Origin of the sequence: Pontibacter chinhatensis (genome assembly GCF_900113285.1) — a bacterium.
GTDB lineage: Bacteria > Bacteroidota > Bacteroidia > Cytophagales > Hymenobacteraceae > Pontibacter > Pontibacter chinhatensis.
Map to the genome: position 1 here is coordinate 429,845 of NZ_FOOT01000005.1, position 17,132 is coordinate 446,976.

A 17,132-nucleotide genomic window follows, 5' to 3' on the forward strand; every position below is an offset into this window, starting at 1 on the left:
TACGTAAGTTCACGGTATAGTTGTCAGTTGCCTGGCCCTCAGGCAGCTGCCGGTTCATCCTGTGTGCCGGCACACCGTCTCAGCGCCCTTAGAACCATGAAACATCTGATGCAACAGCTTCTGAAGCCCATCGGGATTTACCCGTTGGTGTATTTCCGCATCCTGTTTGGGCTGTTGATGTTCTGCGAGGGGGTAGGGGGCGTGCTGATCGACTGGGTGCAGGAGCACTACGTGGAACCCACCATCCACTTTGGGTATATTGGCCTGGAGTGGATAAAGCCGCTGCCGGGCTACGGCATGGTGTACGTGTACCTGCTGATGGCGCTGCTGGGCCTGTTCATCATGGTAGGCTGGCATTATAAGGTGGTCTCCTTTCTGTTTTTCCTGCTGTTCAGCTACGGCTTTTTCTCCGAGAAAACACACTACCTCAACCACCACTACCTGATCATGCTCGTGAGCGGCCTGATGGTGCTGCTGCCGGCCCACCGCAAGCTGTCGTGGGATGTGCGGCGCAGGCCGGAGCTGGAAACCGAGGTGGCGCCGCAGTGGACGCTCTGGCTATTCAGGGTGCAGTTGCTGCTGGTATACTTTTACGCCGGCGTGGCCAAAATACAACCCGACTGGCTGGCGGCCAAGTCAATGAGCATCTGGATGTCGGCCAAAACACACTTCTACGTGTTCGGGCCGTACTTAAACACACCGGCCATGATACAGCTGGTGGTCTGGGGCGGCGTGGTGTTCGATTTCCTGATCGGTTTTGCCTTGCTCTGGCCCCGCACGCGTATGGTGGCTTTCTGGGTGGCCTTCTGCTTTCACATCTTCAACTCGGCCGTGTTTCATGTGGGGGTGTTCCCATACTTTATGATAGCGGCCAATGTACTCTTCTTTAGCCCGGAGCAGATTGCGCGGTGGTTTTTCCGGAGAGAGATTCATCCAAAGGCGCTGGCGCAGCAGCCCCTGAAGCAGCCGCGCTGGCAGCTGCGGCTGGGCGCACAGTTCTTTATACTTTACCTCAGTTGGCAACTGCTCTTCCCGCTGCGGCATTTCTTCATTCCCGGCGACGTGAACTGGACCGAGGAGGGACATCGCTTTTCCTGGCGGATGATGCTGCGCACCAAACGGGGCGCGGTGTATTACCTGGTGAAGGATGCAGCCACCGGGCAGCAGCAAACTGTGTGGCCCCACAACTACCTGGCCAAGGAGCAGTTGCGGGAGCTGCCTAAACACCCCGATATGATCTGGCAGTTTGCGCAGTTCCTGAAAGAGGAGTACCGCAGGCAGCGCATGCAGGAACCGGAAGTATACGCCATCTCCAGCCTCAGCCTCAACGGCTACCCGCGCCACCCCATCGTGGACCCGAACGTGAACCTGGCCGCCGTGTCCTATACCTGGGGAGCCAAAAGCTGGGTCACGCCCCGGCCTGAAGCGGATGGCTGGCCCTGGAAAAAGTGGATGGCAACAGAAGATGTGGAAAAGGAGGAGGCCAGGTAAAGTATAAAATGCCTGCCCAGGCAGTCAACCTGTTCACCACTCCATCTCGTCATCCTCATCTTCATCATCGAAGTATACTTCGTCCCAGTCTGTTTCCGGTGCGGCTGCGGCCTCCACTTCTATACTTTCTCCGGTAATTCCAGCCTCGGACAGGAGCTTGTCTACAAGGGGCTGCTGTGCTTCCTCGAAAATCAGCTCGCCGCGTTGAAGGAAGCGGTTGGTATCCAGCAGTACCTCGTAGATAGGCGTGTGCACGTGGCGGGGGATTCTGTAGAGGCGCGGGTCGTCTTTGGCGAAGGGCGTGGCCACCTTGGAACCGAACAAGTATGGGATCAGGATTTTAGAGCAGCTGATGGCGATGCGGTGAATCGTATGTTCCTCGAAGTACTCCTGCAGCCGGCCATTGATGTTCTCGAAAAACTCCAGCGTTTCGCCCAGCCGCACCCTGGAACCGGCCCTGGACTTGCCTTTCGTTTTGAGGTGCTTGATCTGGCTTTTCCCCTGCTTCTTGCGCACCATGTAGGAGCGCCATACTTTATGGTCGAGGTTGCGGCCGTTTTCGAAATATCCCATAGCGCAATTGCCCGACTGCACCAGCAGGATGACGTAATTTACCTGCGTTTTTTCTCCAGATTGGCCGGGGTAGGGGAGCGATAGGGGCAGGCGGAAGCTTAACTCCTGCTCACCCAAAGCCAGCGTGAGCCGGTGGCGCTCGTAGTCGTAAGTATGCGGCACGGCGGCCTGCTGCAGGTGGCGGAGCATTTTGGCGCTTGGTTCCAGTGGTAAGAATCGGTTCATTGCTCGTAGCTGTGGTTGCAGGCCATTTCTCGTCCGAAATTAAGTATAAATTTTAAACGGTTCGATAGCGTGTCTTCTCCTTATCAGCATACGTAACGTGTGAACAGGAAAACAGCATGTAATAAGTTTAATCGCACCTTGGGTTCGCCTTGTTCGGTGAAGTATAAGCTCTACTTGCATCTCCATATTTATTCAGATTGAGTTCGGGCTGCAGATGCGGTAAATGGACCATTATGGAAAAGAAAGTACTTGTTGTCTTTATCCTTGAAAGTGAGGAGCAGCAGTTGATCCTCTACTGAAGAATAAGTAAACTTGTATATTGCTTCATTTAATTGCAGTGACGTTTACATGATCAGGAAGTGGTTTAACTGGTTGGTGCTCTCATGCTTTATTCTGCATGTGGCGCTATACTTCAGCACCTCCCATGTTGCCGGTAAATCCATTATCCAGCTCGAGGAGCTGCTTGAGGACCGTGACAGTGGCGAAGGCTTAGCTGAGGACGACTCTCCGATCGATCTGATGCTGCAGGAGTACCTTGATCTGATCGAGGACTTCCCCCGAACCGAAACCTCTAAACCAACCCACAAGGGGGCCGGCTCTGTCTACCAGACCACCCTAAAGCCTGTTCTGAAAAACACGGAAGCGCTTTTTCAGCAGGAAGGCTTTTCCATTTCCAATAGCTGTACCCCATACCGGCCGCTGAATTTCCTGCTGTCGGAATACCACGGGTACCTCTTCCGTTTTAAACCCTTTTAGATTTCTTCCTTCATCACCCCATGGATGGCTTCCATCCACGCACTTTAACAGGCTTCTGACCGCTGAGTTTTTTGCTCTCCGGTACCGGTTGCCTCGGTATTCTATTGTCTTATAACATTACTATTGTCACAGTTACGATGAAACTGCTATCGAAGAAATCTAGCTTATTATATACCTTTACCATGAGTGCCCTTGTGGCTGGCTGCACAGCCCAGGGCGGCGAAATAGATAACAACACAAACCGGACAGCCCTGCCTGTCACACAACTCATCACCAAAGATACCACCCTGCACATCGACTACGTGTCCGACATTCAGGCCGTGCGCCACGTCGAGGTGAGGGCCCGCATCAACGGCTACATCGACAAGGTTTTTGTTGACGAGGGGCAGGAAGTGAAGGCGGGCCAGGTGCTCTTTAAACTCAACTCGAAAGAGCGTGAGGCGGAGCTTGCCAAAGCGAAGGCTAACCTCAACAATGCCGTGGCTGAGGCGATGGCCGCCGAAGTAGAGGTGGGGCGCGTGCGCCTGCTCGTGGAGAAAGACGTGATCTCAGCATCGGAGCTTGAGCTGGCCAAGGCCAGGCACAAGGCCGCCAAAGCCAGGGTAGAGGAGGCCAGATCAGCCCACAGCCACGCCGAGAACCTGCTTGCCTATACCAGCATCCGGGCTCCGTTTGCAGGTGTAGTAGACCGTATTCCGCTCAAAGTGGGTAGCATCGTGTCGGAGGGCAATCTGCTTACCTCCCTGTCAGACCTGCAGTCGATGTACGCATACTTTGAAGTATCAGAAAAAGAGTATCTCAGCTACATCAGAGCCCGCCAGGAAGGGAACAATGCCAACAATAACGCTGTGCAACTGATCCTGGCCGACGGCAGCATCTATCCGCACGAGGGTAAAATCGAGACCATGGAGGGTGTGTTCGCTCCTAACACCGGATCGATTGCCTTCCGGGCCACCTTCCCCAATCCATCTAAGATCCTAAAGCACCACGCTACGGGTAAGGTGCGCCTCTTCAACGAGGTGGATAGTGCCCTGCTGGTACCGCAGAAAGCCACCTTTGAGATCCAGGACAAGAACTTCGTCTACATTGTAGGGGAGGATAACAAGGTCCAGACCAGGAGCTTTGAGCCAAAGGCGCGCTTCTCCCACTTCTACATCGTGGCGTCTGGCCTGGAGCCGGGCGAGCAGGTGGTGTACGAAGGGGCCCAGACGCTGCGCGAAGGAACCCTCATCACACCGGAGCTTATCCCGATGGACAGCCTTCTGGCTGCTACGCCAAGGTAGGTTTTCCGGGTATGTAGACACCCGCTTCTTGTGCAGGGGGCTTTGGCCGGGCGCTGTGTCGCACCGGACGGAGAACCTATGGCCGGTCGTGCCTGAGGCAGACCGTGCCAAACCTGTTGGGTTTACTCGAGCGCCCTGCACGCATGTGTGCCGGCTGCCCCTGTGCGGCCGAAATTTTAGGTAATTAGACAATCATCCATGTTAAAGATATTTATACAAAGGCCGGTGCTCTCGCTGGTCATTTCCCTGATTATAGTGCTGCTGGGGGTTCTGTCGATCCTGAACCTGCCCGTGACGCAGTTCCCTGATATTGTACCGCCCTCCGTTACGGTTACTGCCAAGTATACCGGTGCCAATGCCGAAGTAAGTACCAATGCCGTGGCCACGCCGCTCGAGCGGGCCATCAACGGGGTGCCGGGCATGACCTACATGACCACTGTATCGAGTAACAACGGCGTGACGCTCATCCAGGTCTTTTTTGAAGTGGGCACCGACCCTGACCTGGCCGCTGTGAACGTGCAGAACCGTGTAACTACCGTGCTCGACGAATTGCCCGAAGAGGTGATTAAGGCCGGTGTGACCACTGAGAAAGAGGTGAACAGCATGCTGCTCTACCTCAACCTGATGAGCGACGACCCGAATGCCGACGAGGAGTTCGTGTACAACTTCGCTGACATTAACATCCTGCAGGAGCTCAAGCGTATCGACGGCGTGGGTTTCTGCGAGATCATGGGTAACCGCGAGTACTCCATGCGTGTGTGGCTCAAGCCCGACCGCCTGATGGCCTACGGCGTATCGCCTGACGAAGTGATTGAGGCCATCCGCGCCCAAAACGTGGAGGCTGCGCCGGGTAAAGCGGGTGAAAGCTCAGGCGGCAACGCCCAGATGCTGCAGTACGTGCTCCGTTACACCGGCAAGCTTTTCGAGCCTGCCCAGTACGAGAACATTGCCATCCGTGCGAAGGCTGACGGATCCGGTTCGGTGCTGCGCCTCAAAGACGTGGCTGACATTGAGTTTGGCGCCATGGACTACGGCATGGTATCGAAAACGGATGGCCGTCCGTCGGCTTCCATCATGATCAAGCAGCGCCCGGGCTCCAATGCTAAGGAGGTAATCGAGAATGTGAAGCTGAAGATGGCCGAGTTGGAGGAGACTTCCTTCCCGCCGAGCATGAAGTATAACCTGGCTTATGACGTATCCCGCTTCCTCGACGCCTCTATGTCTGCCGTACTCATCACCCTGATTGAGGCCTTTATCCTGGTGTCTATCGTGGTGTTCATCTTCCTGCAGGACTGGCGCTCCACGCTAATACCTATTCTGGCGGTTCCGGTATCACTGGTGGGCACTTTCTTCTTTATGGACATGTTCGACTTCTCGATAAACCTGCTCACGCTGTTTGCGCTGGTGCTGGCCATCGGTATTGTCGTCGATAACGCCATTGTGGTGGTGGAGGCCGTGCACAGCAAGATGCACGAAAAAAGGATGAATGCCCGCGAGGCTACGCTCGAAGCGATGGGCGAGATCAGCGGTGCGATTATCGCTATTACGCTGGTGATGTCGGCGGTGTTTGTGCCGGTGGCGATGATGACGGGGCCGGTGGGAATCTTCTACCGTCAGTTCTCGCTCACACTGGCCATTTCGATTGTGATCTCCGGTATCAACGCCCTCACGCTCACGCCGGCTCTTTGCGCCCTCATGCTGAAAGTAGACCACAACCAGCACAGGAAGCAAAGCCTGCTGCAGCGCTTCTTCGGCAAGTTTAACATCGGTTATGGCAAAGTGGAAAATGGCTACAAGGGCCTTATTCTGCGCATTGCCGGCCGCCGAATGGTGACGCTGGGCATCCTGCTGGTGTTCGTGCTCGGTACCTGGGGTATCACCCGCATCCTGCCGACAGGCTTTATCCCGACCGAAGACCAGGGGATGATTTACGTGAACGTGACCGCGCCGGCAGGCGCCACCGTGGAGCGTACCGAGTATGTGCTGGACCAGGTGCAGAAAGCCGCTGAGGAGATTGAGGCGGTGGAGAACGTGTCGACCCTGGCGGGCTTCAGTTTGCTGACCGATGCGGCCGGCGCCTCTTACGGCATGGGCATGATCAACCTCAAGTCCTGGGACGACCGCACCGAGTCGGTGGATGATATCATTGCCCAGCTCACCGAGAAAACCGCCTACCTGAAAGACGCCAGCATTGAGTATTTCCCGCCGCCAACCGTGCCGGGCTTCGGTAACTCGAGCGGCTTTGAGCTGCGCCTGCTGGCCCGCGATAAAACCGCCACACTCAGCGAGACTGCCGAGGTAACGAACCAGTTTGTGCAGGCCATGCAGCAGGCGCCGGAGGTGAGCAGCGCCTTCACCAACTTCGATGCCAGCTTCCCGCAGTACCTGATTCACGTGGACCAGGACCTGGCGGCTAAAAACGGCGTCACCGTGGACAATGCCATGAGCACCCTGCAGACGCTGATGGGTAGCTACTACGCCTCTAACTTTATTCGTTTCGGGCAGATGTACAAAGTGATGGTGCAGGCCTCGCCTGACTACCGCAGCAAGCCGGAGGATGTGCTGAAGATGTTTGTGAAAAACAAGTGGGGCGAGATGGTACCGTTCTCAGCTTTCGTGTCGCTGGAGCGTGTGTACGGGCCGGAGCAGCTCACCCGCTACAACATGTATACTTCGGCCATGATCAACGGAAGTGCTGCGCCAGGGTATAGCAGCGGCGACGCCATCAAAGCCATCGAGCGCGTGGCAGAGGAGAATTTGCCGAGAGGCTATACTTACGAGTGGTCCGGCATGACGCGCGAGGAGATTCTTTCTGGCAACCAGACGGTTTTCATCTTCATCGTCTGCCTGCTCTTTGTATACCTGCTGCTGGCCGGTCAGTATGAAAGCTTCCTGCTGCCGCTGCCGGTAATCCTGTCGCTGCCGACGGGTATTTTTGGTGCCTTCCTGTCGCTGCAGCTGCTGGGCCTGCAGAACAACATCTACGCGCAGGTGGCCCTCGTGATGCTCATCGGTTTGCTGGGTAAGAACGCCATCCTGATTGTGGAATTTGCCATCCAGCGGCAAAAGGAGGGGCGCACCGTGCTGCAGGCCGCCGTGGATGGTGCCGTGTCACGATTCCGTCCGATTCTGATGACCTCGTTGGCATTTGTGGCCGGTCTTATTCCGCTGACAATCGCCACCGGGGCGGGTGCCATGGGTAACCGCTCGATTGGTACGGCTGCTGCAGGCGGTATGCTCATAGGGACCATCTTCGGTGTCGTGATCATCCCTGGCCTGTACGTGCTGTTTGCCTCCATCGGGAAGGGCAAGAAGAAAAAGAAAGAAGTGTTGGCCACGGCCTAAGCCTTCGGATGTTTTATCAAATTGATTTTGCAACCATGCATTTATATAGAAGCTTTTTAAAAACCATACCTTGCCTCTTGCTGCTGGTACTGCTGGGAGCCTGTAAGGCCATCGAGCCTGCACAGCTGCCGGCTGCAGCGACCATGCCTGCCACCTTTGGCAGCAACGCCGACTCCGCCAGCCTGGGCGATATGCGCTGGCGCGATTTCTTCAAAGACGAGCACCTGGTGCGCCTGATCGATACGGCGCTGCACAACAACCCGGATGTGCTGGCAGCGGCGCAGCAGATAGAAATGGCCAGAGCCACTGTGCTGCAAACGCGGGGAGCCCGTTTGCCGCAGGTTTCGGCCGTGGGAGCCGCAGGCGTAGATCGCTATGGCAAGTATACCATGACCGGTGTTGGGAACTTCGATACCAACCTGTCACCGAACATTTCTGAAGACCAGAAAGTGGCGCAGCCGCATGTGCCGGAGTATTTCCTGGGCCTTCGCAGCTCCTGGGAGATCGACCTCTGGGGCAAGTTGCGGCAATCCAGAAAGGCCGCTGTTACCCGCCTGCTCGCCTCCGAAAAAGGCAGGCAGCTGGTTACTACTTCGCTGGTGGCCGATGTGGCCAACCTATACTACCAGCTGCTCTCGCTCGATAATGAACTGGCCATCCTGGACCGCAACATTGCCCTGCAGGAAAGAGCCCTGGAGCTGGTACGTATTCAGAAAGAAGGGGGCAGGGCCACGGAGTTGGCTGTAAAGCAGTTTGCTGCCCAGTTGCTGAACACGCAGGCTTTGAAGGCGGAGAAAGCGCAGGAGATCACGGAAACAGAGAACCAGCTGAACCGCCTGCTGGGGCGCCACCCGCAGCCGATTGCGCGGGGGGCCTCGCTGGTGGAGCAGGAGCTGCCGGAGCAGGTGCAGGCCGGTGTGCCGAGCGACCTATTGCGCCGCAGGCCCGACATTCAGCAGGCAGAGCTGGAGCTGCAGGCCACGAAGGCCGATGTGGCCGCAGCCCGTGCTGCCTTCCTGCCTGCCCTCACGCTCAACCCCTATGTGGGCTATAACGCCTTCGACGCTTCCCTGCTGTTTAAGCCAGCTTCACTGGCTTACGGAGTGCTGGGCGGACTGTCGGCGCCTTTGCTCAACCGCAGCAACATCCGGGCTGATTTACGGCGTGCCGACGCTGGTAAACTTCAGGCCTTCGCGGCCTACCAGGGCGCCGTGCTGACGGGAGTGCAGGAGGTGATGACCAACCTGCGCGGCATTGAGAATTTCCGGCAGGCGGCTGATCTGAAACAGGAAGAGGTGGAGGTGCTGCAGGAGGCTGTTGGAACGGCCAACGATCTCTATGCGGCCGGCTACGCCAGCTACCTCGAGATCATCACAGCACAGCGCAGCGTACTCGAAGCCGAGCTGCACCTGACCAATACCCGCAAAAACATACTCCAGTCTACGGTAGCACTCTACCGCGCCCTCGGCGGCGGCTGGCAGGAATAAGCGAAGTATAGACAGGGCTGATTGTTAACAGCAAAGCCGCAGACGGACCTTCCGCTGCGGCTTTGTTTTTTGAGTCTGTGAGTTGGTTGTACAACGAGCGTTTGAAGTATAGAGTATTACGTAGTGGCTAAAACTGGAGTGGTGGCAGCAATATCACGGCAGTTTATACTTTGCAACGTATACTTTCACGCACCGCCATCAAACCAAAGTATAAACCCCGCGCCCGACCTCAACTAAAAAGTATAACTTCGGTTTACAAAGTATAGATAACATCAAACAGCCATGACGACAACCTATAAACCCATCGACCGGACTTTTTTTGACCACCTGAAGGCGTTGGCTGATAGCAGGGCAGGGGTGAGGCTGCAGTACTACACCGACATCCGGGAGTTCATCACGCAGTTCGCGACCCTAAAAGGGCTGGCTACCAAAGGAGAAGAGGAGTACCTGTTGCTGGCAAGTGGCGAGGAGGTGCGGCTCGACAGAATTGTGCGTGTGGATGACAAGCCTGCACCCGGCTACGACGAGGATTACTTTCAGTGCGATATCGGCCCCGGGGCCTAGAGCTTCATCAGTTTGATCTCTTCCTCTATGGCAGGGCTGAGGACCATGATCAGGTGCTCGGCAAAGGCGGCATTGGCTATCTGTTTGTCATCCATCAACACAATCAGGCCAATCGGGTCGTTCTCCTCAGACAAAAGCATGGAGCCCAGGTAGCTGGTAACTCCCATCTTGTCCAAGTCCTCATCCTCCGGAAACGAGGCTGCAACATCAAAGGGGTAGTAGCAAAAACGCTGACACATGGTTTCTTCGCAGGGGGTGCCTTTGAGGGAGTACGTAAAGTTATCCTGGAGTTTGCCATCTTCCATCATCACCAGTGTATGCACATTTTGCATATCATCCGATAAACGGCCTATCAGCACGTGTTTAGCGCCAGTATGTTTCGTGATAAAAGCAGCTATTTCAGACAAGGTTTCATGGTGTCTCCCTTTCTCACACATAACCAAGGCCGCCTCCAATACCTCCTCTTCCTCCTGCCCAGGCACATACTGCCAGTAGTGTATTTGTCTATACTCCATCGGGAAATATAATAATAGCAGGCGAAATTACTAAATTATTAGGGAAGAGGGTGATGCAGCTAAGCGAAAAGAATGTTATTAATGGCCAGTATACGTTTTAAGACTGTGAATAACCCCATCAGCGGTTTTTTAAGTATAGCCCAGTGTCCCAGCCAGCAGCAGCCCCCGACCATACAGTGAGGCAAAAAGACCGGGAGGATAAACTCAACGTACAGAAGCCGTTATACTCATCCGGTCATCCCTTTTTTTGAAACGAAGGGCAAAAGGATATTTAGGTTTAAAGGCAGTTTTACAAAGCAGTAGCGAAGCATACACAAGTATAGCTAAATACGTATACAGCCGTAATGCTATACTAACAGGGAGCTGCACAGGCGCTGCACCTTCCTGATGCAGGGGCAAGTATACATAAAAGCGGCGCTGGCCGTTAATCAAACATGGGTAACGCAAAAATGAGGTCTATCTTTCTGCTACTGTTGCTACTGCTGGGCTCCTGCGCTACCCAACGCCAGGCCAACACACCCCCCGAAGTGAGCCCGGAGGAAAAGCAGGAGGCGCAAAGCCAGCATGCCGCGCAGCAGAATGGTCTGGCAGGGCAGGGTGGCGTATACCGGCCCCGGTTTTACCCACCGGCTATTTATACGTTACCAGCCCTGCTGCCCGTCAGATCTCAGGTTCAGCCGCTCCATACTTTCGGGCCGTTCCCTAGTCCGGGCCAATACAAGCCTTGCCAGCAGTGCCCAACCCAGCCTCTTGTGCAAACCGTGTACCTGCCTGATACCCTGCGCCTGGACTCGCTGAACCGGGAGCTAAAGGTGGAGCGACTGGCTAACGTAGCCCTGCGGGATCGGCTGCAGAGCACGGAGGCGGACCGCGATTACTGGCGCGAAATGAACCGGAAAAAGCGCTGGGCCATTATCGCGATGGTTATTTTCGCGGTGCTCTACATCCTCTTCAGGGTGCTGGCCGCGCGGGTGCGGGAGTCGGAGGAATAAGGTCCGTAACAGCATCATCCGGCAAGTATAAACCCTGCCCCAGGTATGGTTTTGTAAACCACTCGGCCTCTCCCTCGTTTAAAAAGGTACTGTATTTATTAACCTAAAAGTAAAGAAAGCTATGGACAGACGAGAAAGAGAGCATTACGACGACAATGACCGTGATTTTAACCGCAATGCCGGCTATGACAGGAACGATGAGCACTACCACAGGGCCCGCAACCTGACGAATGAGTTTGAGCGGCACTACCAGCACGATCACGGACGTGGCGAACAGCCCATCCGGCGCAGCTACCACGAGGGCAACGACCTGGGGGATATGTACGAACGCCGCATGCAGGAATCCGGCCGTTCCGGCTGGAACACCGGTCGGGAGCATGAGGAGAGCAGAAGCGGCAACAGAAACTTTAACCGCAGCATGAGCAGCGAGCGCGACCGCTTCGGCAACTACCAGGATGACTACCGTGATATTAGGCACATGGGCAGCAGCGACCGGAACCCCAACCAAGGCGGCTGGCAAAGCAATTGGAGAGACAACCCGAACCGTGGTGACGTACAGCGCGGCTACGGCATCTCCGACTACGCCGGCACCTCCGACCGCTACAATACCCTCGGCAGCGACAGCAACCGTGGCAGCTACAGCCAATCTGGCTCGCGCGGCCAGTATGGCAGCGAGCGCTACGGCGGAGGCATGGGCGATAATTTCCCGACCTCTAACCGTGGTGTGCCCGACACGACCTATGGCATGGGCAGCTCCTCCGACAGCTATGGCACCGGAAGCTCCTATGGTGGCAGCAATTATGGCGGCGGCACCGGCTACTCCGGCGGACACCGGGGCGGATCCTTTGGCAACAGCAGCTATGGCAGCTCTTCGGGTAACTACGGAGGCTACGGCTCCATGGGCAGCGGAACATACGGGGGGCGCAGCAGCTACGGCCGCGACCGGACCTCTCATAATTCCGACCGGGGTACGAATGAACTAGGTGGCTTTTAAGTAAGTATATTTTGCTGGCCGCTGCTTCGTGTGGCGGCAGGCAAAGTTTAATCTCTCTCTAAAACTATCCTGAAGGAGACCAGAAACTATGCTACATTAATGCAGATGGTAGCGTGGTAAGAGAGAAAGATGATAAGAAGCACAAGAACTGAATGCTTTTGTACATACAGCAGAAGGGGCAGCCACTAGCAGGCTGCCCCTTTTTTGTTGGTTATACTGCCGCTGGACCAGTTATTTATACTTTATTATTCAAGCTACGATTCACCCACCCCTAACCCCTCCCAAGAGGGGATTTACTTTTCACTTACATAAACTCCCCTCCTCTGGACTACCGAGAACGAGAGTTCGAAGGTAGCGAGCGCAGCTCTAGGGGTGGGTTTGCACCTTCACCAAAGAAAATCGCACTTAGCATTTTATACTTTCCGGGCCTACTGGAACGGTTCCTCTACCCAAAGCTTACGCGCTACTCCTACACCTACCAAAGTGCCCCGGCCGCCTCCGCGCAGCAGAATGGCTACGTTCTGCCCTTGGTGCAGCTCGCTGACACTGATGGGCTGGCCCTCAAGGCCTATTTTTTGCGCGGTTGGCTGCACCAGTACATAAGCCCGCTGGTAGCGGGAGTCTATCGAAGGGGCCAGCGCCTCTATCTCCAGAACCACCTGTCCTTCGCTGTAGTGGCTGGCCAATACTCTTCCCCGGATATCCACCCGCTCAGGGGCCAAGCTTTTATAAGCCCCTGTTTCCGTTTCCCCGGAAGCATTAGCCGGCGCTGTGGCGGTCTGGCAGCCCGCCAACAGCATGGATAAAATGAGATAGTTGATGTTGCTTGTTTTCATGGCGTTTACCCTTGTATCATACTTTACTAACGCAGTGCCGCAGGTTCGGGATGTGCTGTAACTGCTGTACACCAAAGGGTTATACTTTACAGTACTCGGTTGCTGGTTTTATACTTTTATTTAGGTAGTAGCTCTGCTATAGCGGGATAATAGCAGATCTTAACGGCCCTAGCTTAAGTAGACGCGTTTGCTTTCAGCACCGGCTTAAAAACACACAGGCGCTGGATGAAAATGGTCCAGCGCCTGTGCGTCATTCAAATTCGGGCGGGCATTAATTATCTAGCCCCAGCGCGGTTTTTGCCATAGGCAGGTATTCTTCCGAACCCGACTCCAGCACAAACAACCCGATATTGACGCCGTAGGCTCCCAGCCGCTGCTGTATATGCTCCAGCATGCGGGGCCATACGTTGCCGCCGGCCTGTTCGTAAGCCTGAAGCAGGGTTTTGGTTGTCTCCTCGCCAAAGGAGGCCAGCAGCGCCACGAAATCAATGGCAGGGTCGTTCACTTCGGCTTCGGTCCAATCGAGGAAGCCGTTCACCTTTCCGTTTTCGTCGGTCAGGATATGGGCCGCCTGCAGGTCACCATGCACCAGGCTGGAGTGGCTTGGCCAGAAGCTGTCGTCACGTAACCAGCTTTGCCATTGCTCCCACAGCGGTTGCGCCACACCCAGTTCTTTTTTAACGCGGAGCATCTGCGTTTCCAGCTTTTGACGCGCCTGCTCCGGCTGGTATACTTTCAGGCCTGCCTGTGCAGCAGCTTCTGTATCCAGGGTGTGCAGGGCAGCCACGGCCTCACCTAAAGAGGTGATGAAGGCTTGGGGCAGGTTCTCCGGCTCCAGGTTCCATACATAGCATTTTTGCTCCATATCGATGTTGGCGACAGGTGTGCCTGCTAAGCGGGGATAGGCAATCAGGCTTTCATGGAAAATCTGCCAGTCGGGTACGGAAACAGGAAGTTTACCCTGCAGCCATTGCAGCACCCTGTGCTCGTTTTGGGCACGGGGCAATACATCGGGGCGGCGCGGTAGCCGCAGTATCCAATTTTTCTGTTTTACATCCTGTGCGTGAATTACCTGGAAATCCAGTCCGGTTTCGTTATAGCGGAAGGTTTCCGGTAATAAGTGCAGGCCCTGTGCCTGGGCAATGGAGGTAAAAGCTGCCGGAGCGGCAGGTTTATTTATACTTTCTTTCATGGTCAACTTGTCTCTGTTAAAATGTTGTACTTTAACCGGCTCGCGCCAGCTGTTTATACTTTGCAGCGCCTATTGATGGGCAACAGAATACCAGCCCGGCCCGTGTTGGGGCAGGTTAGCAACGCAGCAGCAGCAGTGGATTACAGATAAAGTTGCAGTAAAGAAGTAGTAAAGTTCATGCGGTGTTCAGGTTTTCACTTCAAGATACGAAACTATACGCAGTTAGGGAAACAGGGTAGGAACTGTGCGGGAGGAAACTGCCCAACGTATAGCCCCGCAAAAACAAAAGCACGGGCCATAAGCCCGTGCTTTTGATATATCCTTCTTAAGCTGGTTTACTTCTTTCTAACAAATTTCCAGGTATACACGCCGCGGCGCGAGGTGGTTTTCTCCTGGTCCGGCGCTTCTTCCGGGAAGCCTGCCCAGTCGAGCTCATCTACCCACACCATCTCGTCGCCAGACAAAGAGGTGACGATGTAGTCGTTGGTTTCAGCGTCCCGCTGCAGGCGGATATAAGTTGAGTCGTTCGGGTCCGGGAAGGAGTAATTCCATACATCCTTATCTGAGCCACCCGGCAGCGTAACTGTCATTTTCTGGCCATCGAAATGGAAATTCGCCTGGCGTTTCGAAGTATCGGCATACATCACATCACCGCTGGTGGAGTAGTATATTCTTTCCACAGCCGTGTTCGTCCAGTCGCCTCTCATATCAGCATCTAGCTCCGAAACCACCGGAATTACAGTCTCTTCGTCGTCGTTACAGGAGGTAAGAAAAAGAGACAGGCATAAGGGTATAAATAATAACTTTCTCATGAAAAGTACAATTTAGTAAATAAAGGAATTTAGTTTGATGAGGTAGAAGTGGGCCGATAAATGCAGATATATGATTTTTTGTACCCTTAGTACGTGCTCATCCCAAAAGGGTTTATTAGAATTTTACAAGATGGAGTTAAATGCCCGGAAGTGGTTGTTAATCAGTTAGGTAAATTACTAGCCATCCGGTTTCGTTCCCATACGCTCGTGCCGCGGATATTGCAAAGCGGCCGCTTGCCCTTCGCCACAGCCTGGGTGAGCCAGTTACTTGCAAATTGGTTGAGGTTTCCGAGGTACTTTAAGAGGGCTTAGTTTTGCTTAAGGCGCTCCAGGCTATGCTGATCTACTTTCACGATGCCACGCACGGGCCGGTCCAGGTCGATGACAATGAAAACAACCAGACAGATCATGAAGCTCAGCAGGGCCGATGGCAGCGTGGTGCGCCTTTGGCCCAGTCCGCTGCCAAACCCGAGCAGGGCGCCCGAGGTAATAAAAACGATAAACAGCAAGTATAAAATCACTTCGGGCACGTGCATGATCAGGAGGGCGTTCCGCTCGTTGTGGGCAGTGACCAGGTTATTGAGTGCCGTAAGAAAGAAGCCCGTGGTAACCGGGTTAGGGTCCAGGCGGGCGGCTCTCACGCCCAAATCCCAGAGCGATCGCTGCAGCCCTTCCGTTTTGGTGGCCAGCGCCTCCTGCTCTTTCACCATCGCGTAATTTGTGTTGCTTAAGGCCAGCCGCAGATCGATGTACTGTTGCAACTGCGCGCGGGTGAGCGAGTCGTAGGGGGTGGGGAGCAGGTGCGTGCGCATGAGAGCCGTGCCGATGGCGTTTGCCTCGTTGATGACGGATTCGCTACGGTCGTTGTACGTTTGCAGCGACATGTTAAAGGCAAAACCGAGTATAAGCGCCAGCAAACCCAGGGTGCCGGCCTGTATGGTGTTGGTTTGCGCTTTTACGTCCTTGTCGGTATTGCGCTGGTGGTGGCGGCCAATCTGGTAGCCGGCTTCCTGGGCCAGCAGGATCAGCACAAACAGCACCGCCACAATCAGGATACTATTCTGCCCGTACAAATAGTCTTTCATGCCTTTTATACTTCTCTGAGCCAGCCGCAGGCACCTATAAAGCGGCTATGCCCTATACGTTATTTTCCGCACGGAAGAAGTATAATAGTACAGCCGTATCCATCCTGATAACCACTTTTAACAGGAAGCCCGCCCGCTGCCGCAAACGCACTGATGGGCCGCCCATTGCAGATTTGAGAAGCAAGAATAAATATAGACCAGCGTGTATACTTTTCTTGGAAAAACGATATATTTGGCTGCCCTATACTTTTCACATGAAAACACGCTTCGCCTTCTTCTTCTCTCTTATTTTATTGATTTCCTGCACAAAAGAATCGGACCGTCCTGACATGGATTACCCGACCACCTTTAAACTCAGGCGCTTTGATCAGGTGCAGCCGGTCCGGATGTTTACCCGGAATGGGGAGGTAAAAGACGCGGCCTTCATCAAAAAACACGCCCTGACCCAAAGAATGCAAATGCTCTATGATGTGGGAGCCACAGCGCCCGACGATGCGTCTGCTACAGACATTACCTTGTTGTCCCGCTCAGAAGCAGAAATGAATAGTGGGAGCCTTACGAGGTATGACGTAAAGAAACAGGGCGATGCCTTGCTGCTTACCTCCAAGGAAGAACGCTCTTCCGGGTATAGTCGCAGCGATGAGTTTTACATGGACCTGATGATTGGCCTGAGCAAGTATAAACCCCTTATTTATGATAAACAGCCATTGCCTCCTGCCTCAAACACTGGGTTTACTTATACCTATAAAACGAAAGAACAGCTTGTTGCCTCTGTAAAAGGACAGGAGTTGCTCGTTCACCGGCTGGCCTTTGCCTATCAAAATCTGCACAGCTGGCGCAGTCTCGTTATCAACAACCAGTTCGACCCAACAGGTATTTCCCTGCTCCGCGATGGGGATACGCTGGTAATACAGGAGTTTGCAATAGTAGGTGTGCCTGTAAAGTAACCAAATTGCCCCGTCACCTTGAAGCTGTCTTACAA

General features: G+C 54.5%; 15 protein-coding genes. 9 read left to right on the forward strand and 6 right to left on the reverse strand.

The window, feature by feature from the left end; genetic code table 11:
• Positions 1-96 precede the first annotated feature (96 nt).
• Positions 97-1,491, forward strand: coding sequence for an HTTM domain-containing protein (locus BM040_RS16130; protein WP_175491092.1), 1,395 nt, complete (start codon positions 97-99; stop codon positions 1,489-1,491).
• A 33-nt stretch (positions 1,492-1,524) separates the two neighbouring features.
• On the opposite strand, the gene BM040_RS16135 is transcribed toward BM040_RS16130, so the two are convergent.
• On the reverse strand, positions 1,525-2,289 hold the full coding sequence (locus BM040_RS16135) for a hypothetical protein (protein WP_092103661.1): 765 nt from the start codon (positions 2,287-2,289) through the stop codon (positions 1,525-1,527).
• 348 nt (positions 2,290-2,637) lie between these two features.
• Between BM040_RS16135 and BM040_RS16140 the strand changes: the two genes are divergently transcribed.
• The 5 genes from BM040_RS16140 to BM040_RS16160 all read left to right on the forward strand — a co-directional run bounded on the left by BM040_RS16140 (position 2,638) and on the right by BM040_RS16160 (position 9,724).
• The gene (locus tag BM040_RS16140; RefSeq protein ID WP_092103663.1) at positions 2,638-3,045 is read left to right on the forward strand and encodes a hypothetical protein; all 408 of its coding nucleotides are present in this window, start codon (positions 2,638-2,640) and stop codon (positions 3,043-3,045) included.
• Positions 3,046-3,227: 182 nt separating this feature from the next.
• Positions 3,228-4,328 carry an efflux RND transporter periplasmic adaptor subunit gene (locus BM040_RS16145; RefSeq protein WP_092103825.1) on the forward strand — a complete coding sequence of 367 codons (1,101 nt, stop codon included), beginning with the start codon at positions 3,228-3,230 and terminating at the stop codon, positions 4,326-4,328.
• 198 nt (positions 4,329-4,526) lie between these two features.
• Positions 4,527-7,673, forward strand: coding sequence for an efflux RND transporter permease subunit (locus tag BM040_RS16150; protein WP_092103665.1), 3,147 nt, complete (start codon positions 4,527-4,529; stop codon positions 7,671-7,673).
• A 35-nt stretch (positions 7,674-7,708) separates the two neighbouring features.
• A complete protein-coding gene (locus BM040_RS16155) occupies positions 7,709-9,160 on the forward strand; it encodes an efflux transporter outer membrane subunit (RefSeq protein WP_092103827.1) in 1,452 nt (483 codons plus the stop codon).
• 282 nt (positions 9,161-9,442) lie between these two features.
• Complete coding sequence (locus BM040_RS16160) at positions 9,443-9,724, forward strand: hypothetical protein (RefSeq protein WP_092103667.1); 282 nt, start codon at positions 9,443-9,445, stop codon at positions 9,722-9,724.
• Here the strand turns inward: BM040_RS16160 and BM040_RS16165 are convergent.
• On the reverse strand, positions 9,721-10,239 hold the full coding sequence (locus tag BM040_RS16165; protein WP_092103669.1) for a hypothetical protein: 519 nt from the start codon (positions 10,237-10,239) through the stop codon (positions 9,721-9,723). The two genes, BM040_RS16160 and BM040_RS16165, sit on opposite strands and share 4 nt — an antisense overlap.
• A 449-nt stretch (positions 10,240-10,688) precedes the next feature.
• Between BM040_RS16165 and BM040_RS16170 the strand changes: the two genes are divergently transcribed.
• Together BM040_RS16170 and BM040_RS16175 are read left to right on the forward strand one after the other, a co-directional pair.
• A complete protein-coding gene (locus BM040_RS16170; RefSeq protein WP_139217830.1) occupies positions 10,689-11,231 on the forward strand; it encodes a hypothetical protein in 543 nt (180 codons plus the stop codon).
• 121 nt (positions 11,232-11,352) lie between these two features.
• Positions 11,353-12,225, forward strand: a complete 873-nt coding sequence (locus tag BM040_RS16175) for a hypothetical protein (RefSeq protein WP_092103673.1) — start codon at positions 11,353-11,355, stop codon at positions 12,223-12,225.
• Positions 12,226-12,653: 428 nt separating this feature from the next.
• On the opposite strand, the gene BM040_RS16180 is transcribed toward BM040_RS16175, so the two are convergent.
• The 4 genes from BM040_RS16180 to BM040_RS16195 form a co-directional block, all read right to left on the reverse strand.
• Complete coding sequence (locus tag BM040_RS16180; protein ID WP_139217831.1) at positions 12,654-13,061, reverse strand: hypothetical protein; 408 nt, start codon at positions 13,059-13,061, stop codon at positions 12,654-12,656.
• 271 nt (positions 13,062-13,332) lie between these two features.
• On the reverse strand, positions 13,333-14,253 hold the full coding sequence (locus BM040_RS16185) for a macrolide 2'-phosphotransferase (RefSeq protein WP_092103676.1): 921 nt from the start codon (positions 14,251-14,253) through the stop codon (positions 13,333-13,335).
• A 335-nt stretch (positions 14,254-14,588) separates the two neighbouring features.
• Positions 14,589-15,065 carry a hypothetical protein gene (locus tag BM040_RS16190; protein ID WP_139217832.1) on the reverse strand — a complete coding sequence of 159 codons (477 nt, stop codon included), beginning with the start codon at positions 15,063-15,065 and terminating at the stop codon, positions 14,589-14,591.
• 308 nt (positions 15,066-15,373) lie between these two features.
• A complete protein-coding gene (locus BM040_RS16195) occupies positions 15,374-16,150 on the reverse strand; it encodes a bestrophin-like domain (protein WP_245756257.1) in 777 nt (258 codons plus the stop codon).
• A gap of 254 nt (positions 16,151-16,404) precedes the next feature.
• Here BM040_RS16195 and BM040_RS16200 point away from each other — a divergent pair, with 254 nt between their 5' ends.
• The gene (locus BM040_RS16200) at positions 16,405-17,097 is read left to right on the forward strand and encodes a hypothetical protein (protein WP_092103680.1); all 693 of its coding nucleotides are present in this window, start codon (positions 16,405-16,407) and stop codon (positions 17,095-17,097) included.
• Positions 17,098-17,132: the final 35 nt, after the last annotated feature.

What these genes read in the sequence shown, in the direction of transcription:
- BM040_RS16130 (WP_175491092.1), top strand. Translation starts at nt 97, where the DNA reads ATGAAACATCTGATGCAACAGCTTCTGAAGCCCATCGGGATTTACCCG.
- BM040_RS16135 (WP_092103661.1), bottom strand. Translation starts at nt 2,289, where the DNA reads ATGAACCGATTCTTACCACTGGAACCAAGCGCCAAAATGCTCCGCCAC.
- BM040_RS16140 (WP_092103663.1), top strand. Translation starts at nt 2,638, where the DNA reads ATGATCAGGAAGTGGTTTAACTGGTTGGTGCTCTCATGCTTTATTCTG.
- BM040_RS16145 (WP_092103825.1), top strand. Translation starts at nt 3,228, where the DNA reads ATGAGTGCCCTTGTGGCTGGCTGCACAGCCCAGGGCGGCGAAATAGAT.
- BM040_RS16150 (WP_092103665.1), top strand. Translation starts at nt 4,527, where the DNA reads ATGTTAAAGATATTTATACAAAGGCCGGTGCTCTCGCTGGTCATTTCC.
- BM040_RS16155 (WP_092103827.1), top strand. Translation starts at nt 7,709, where the DNA reads ATGCATTTATATAGAAGCTTTTTAAAAACCATACCTTGCCTCTTGCTG.
- BM040_RS16160 (WP_092103667.1), top strand. Translation starts at nt 9,443, where the DNA reads ATGACGACAACCTATAAACCCATCGACCGGACTTTTTTTGACCACCTG.
- BM040_RS16165 (WP_092103669.1), bottom strand. Translation starts at nt 10,239, where the DNA reads ATGGAGTATAGACAAATACACTACTGGCAGTATGTGCCTGGGCAGGAG.
- BM040_RS16170 (WP_139217830.1), top strand. Translation starts at nt 10,689, where the DNA reads ATGAGGTCTATCTTTCTGCTACTGTTGCTACTGCTGGGCTCCTGCGCT.
- BM040_RS16175 (WP_092103673.1), top strand. Translation starts at nt 11,353, where the DNA reads ATGGACAGACGAGAAAGAGAGCATTACGACGACAATGACCGTGATTTT.
- BM040_RS16180 (WP_139217831.1), bottom strand. Translation starts at nt 13,061, where the DNA reads ATGAAAACAAGCAACATCAACTATCTCATTTTATCCATGCTGTTGGCG.
- BM040_RS16185 (WP_092103676.1), bottom strand. Translation starts at nt 14,253, where the DNA reads ATGAAAGAAAGTATAAATAAACCTGCCGCTCCGGCAGCTTTTACCTCC.
- BM040_RS16190 (WP_139217832.1), bottom strand. Translation starts at nt 15,065, where the DNA reads ATGAGAAAGTTATTATTTATACCCTTATGCCTGTCTCTTTTTCTTACC.
- BM040_RS16195 (WP_245756257.1), bottom strand. Translation starts at nt 16,150, where the DNA reads ATGAAAGACTATTTGTACGGGCAGAATAGTATCCTGATTGTGGCGGTG.
- BM040_RS16200 (WP_092103680.1), top strand. Translation starts at nt 16,405, where the DNA reads ATGAAAACACGCTTCGCCTTCTTCTTCTCTCTTATTTTATTGATTTCC.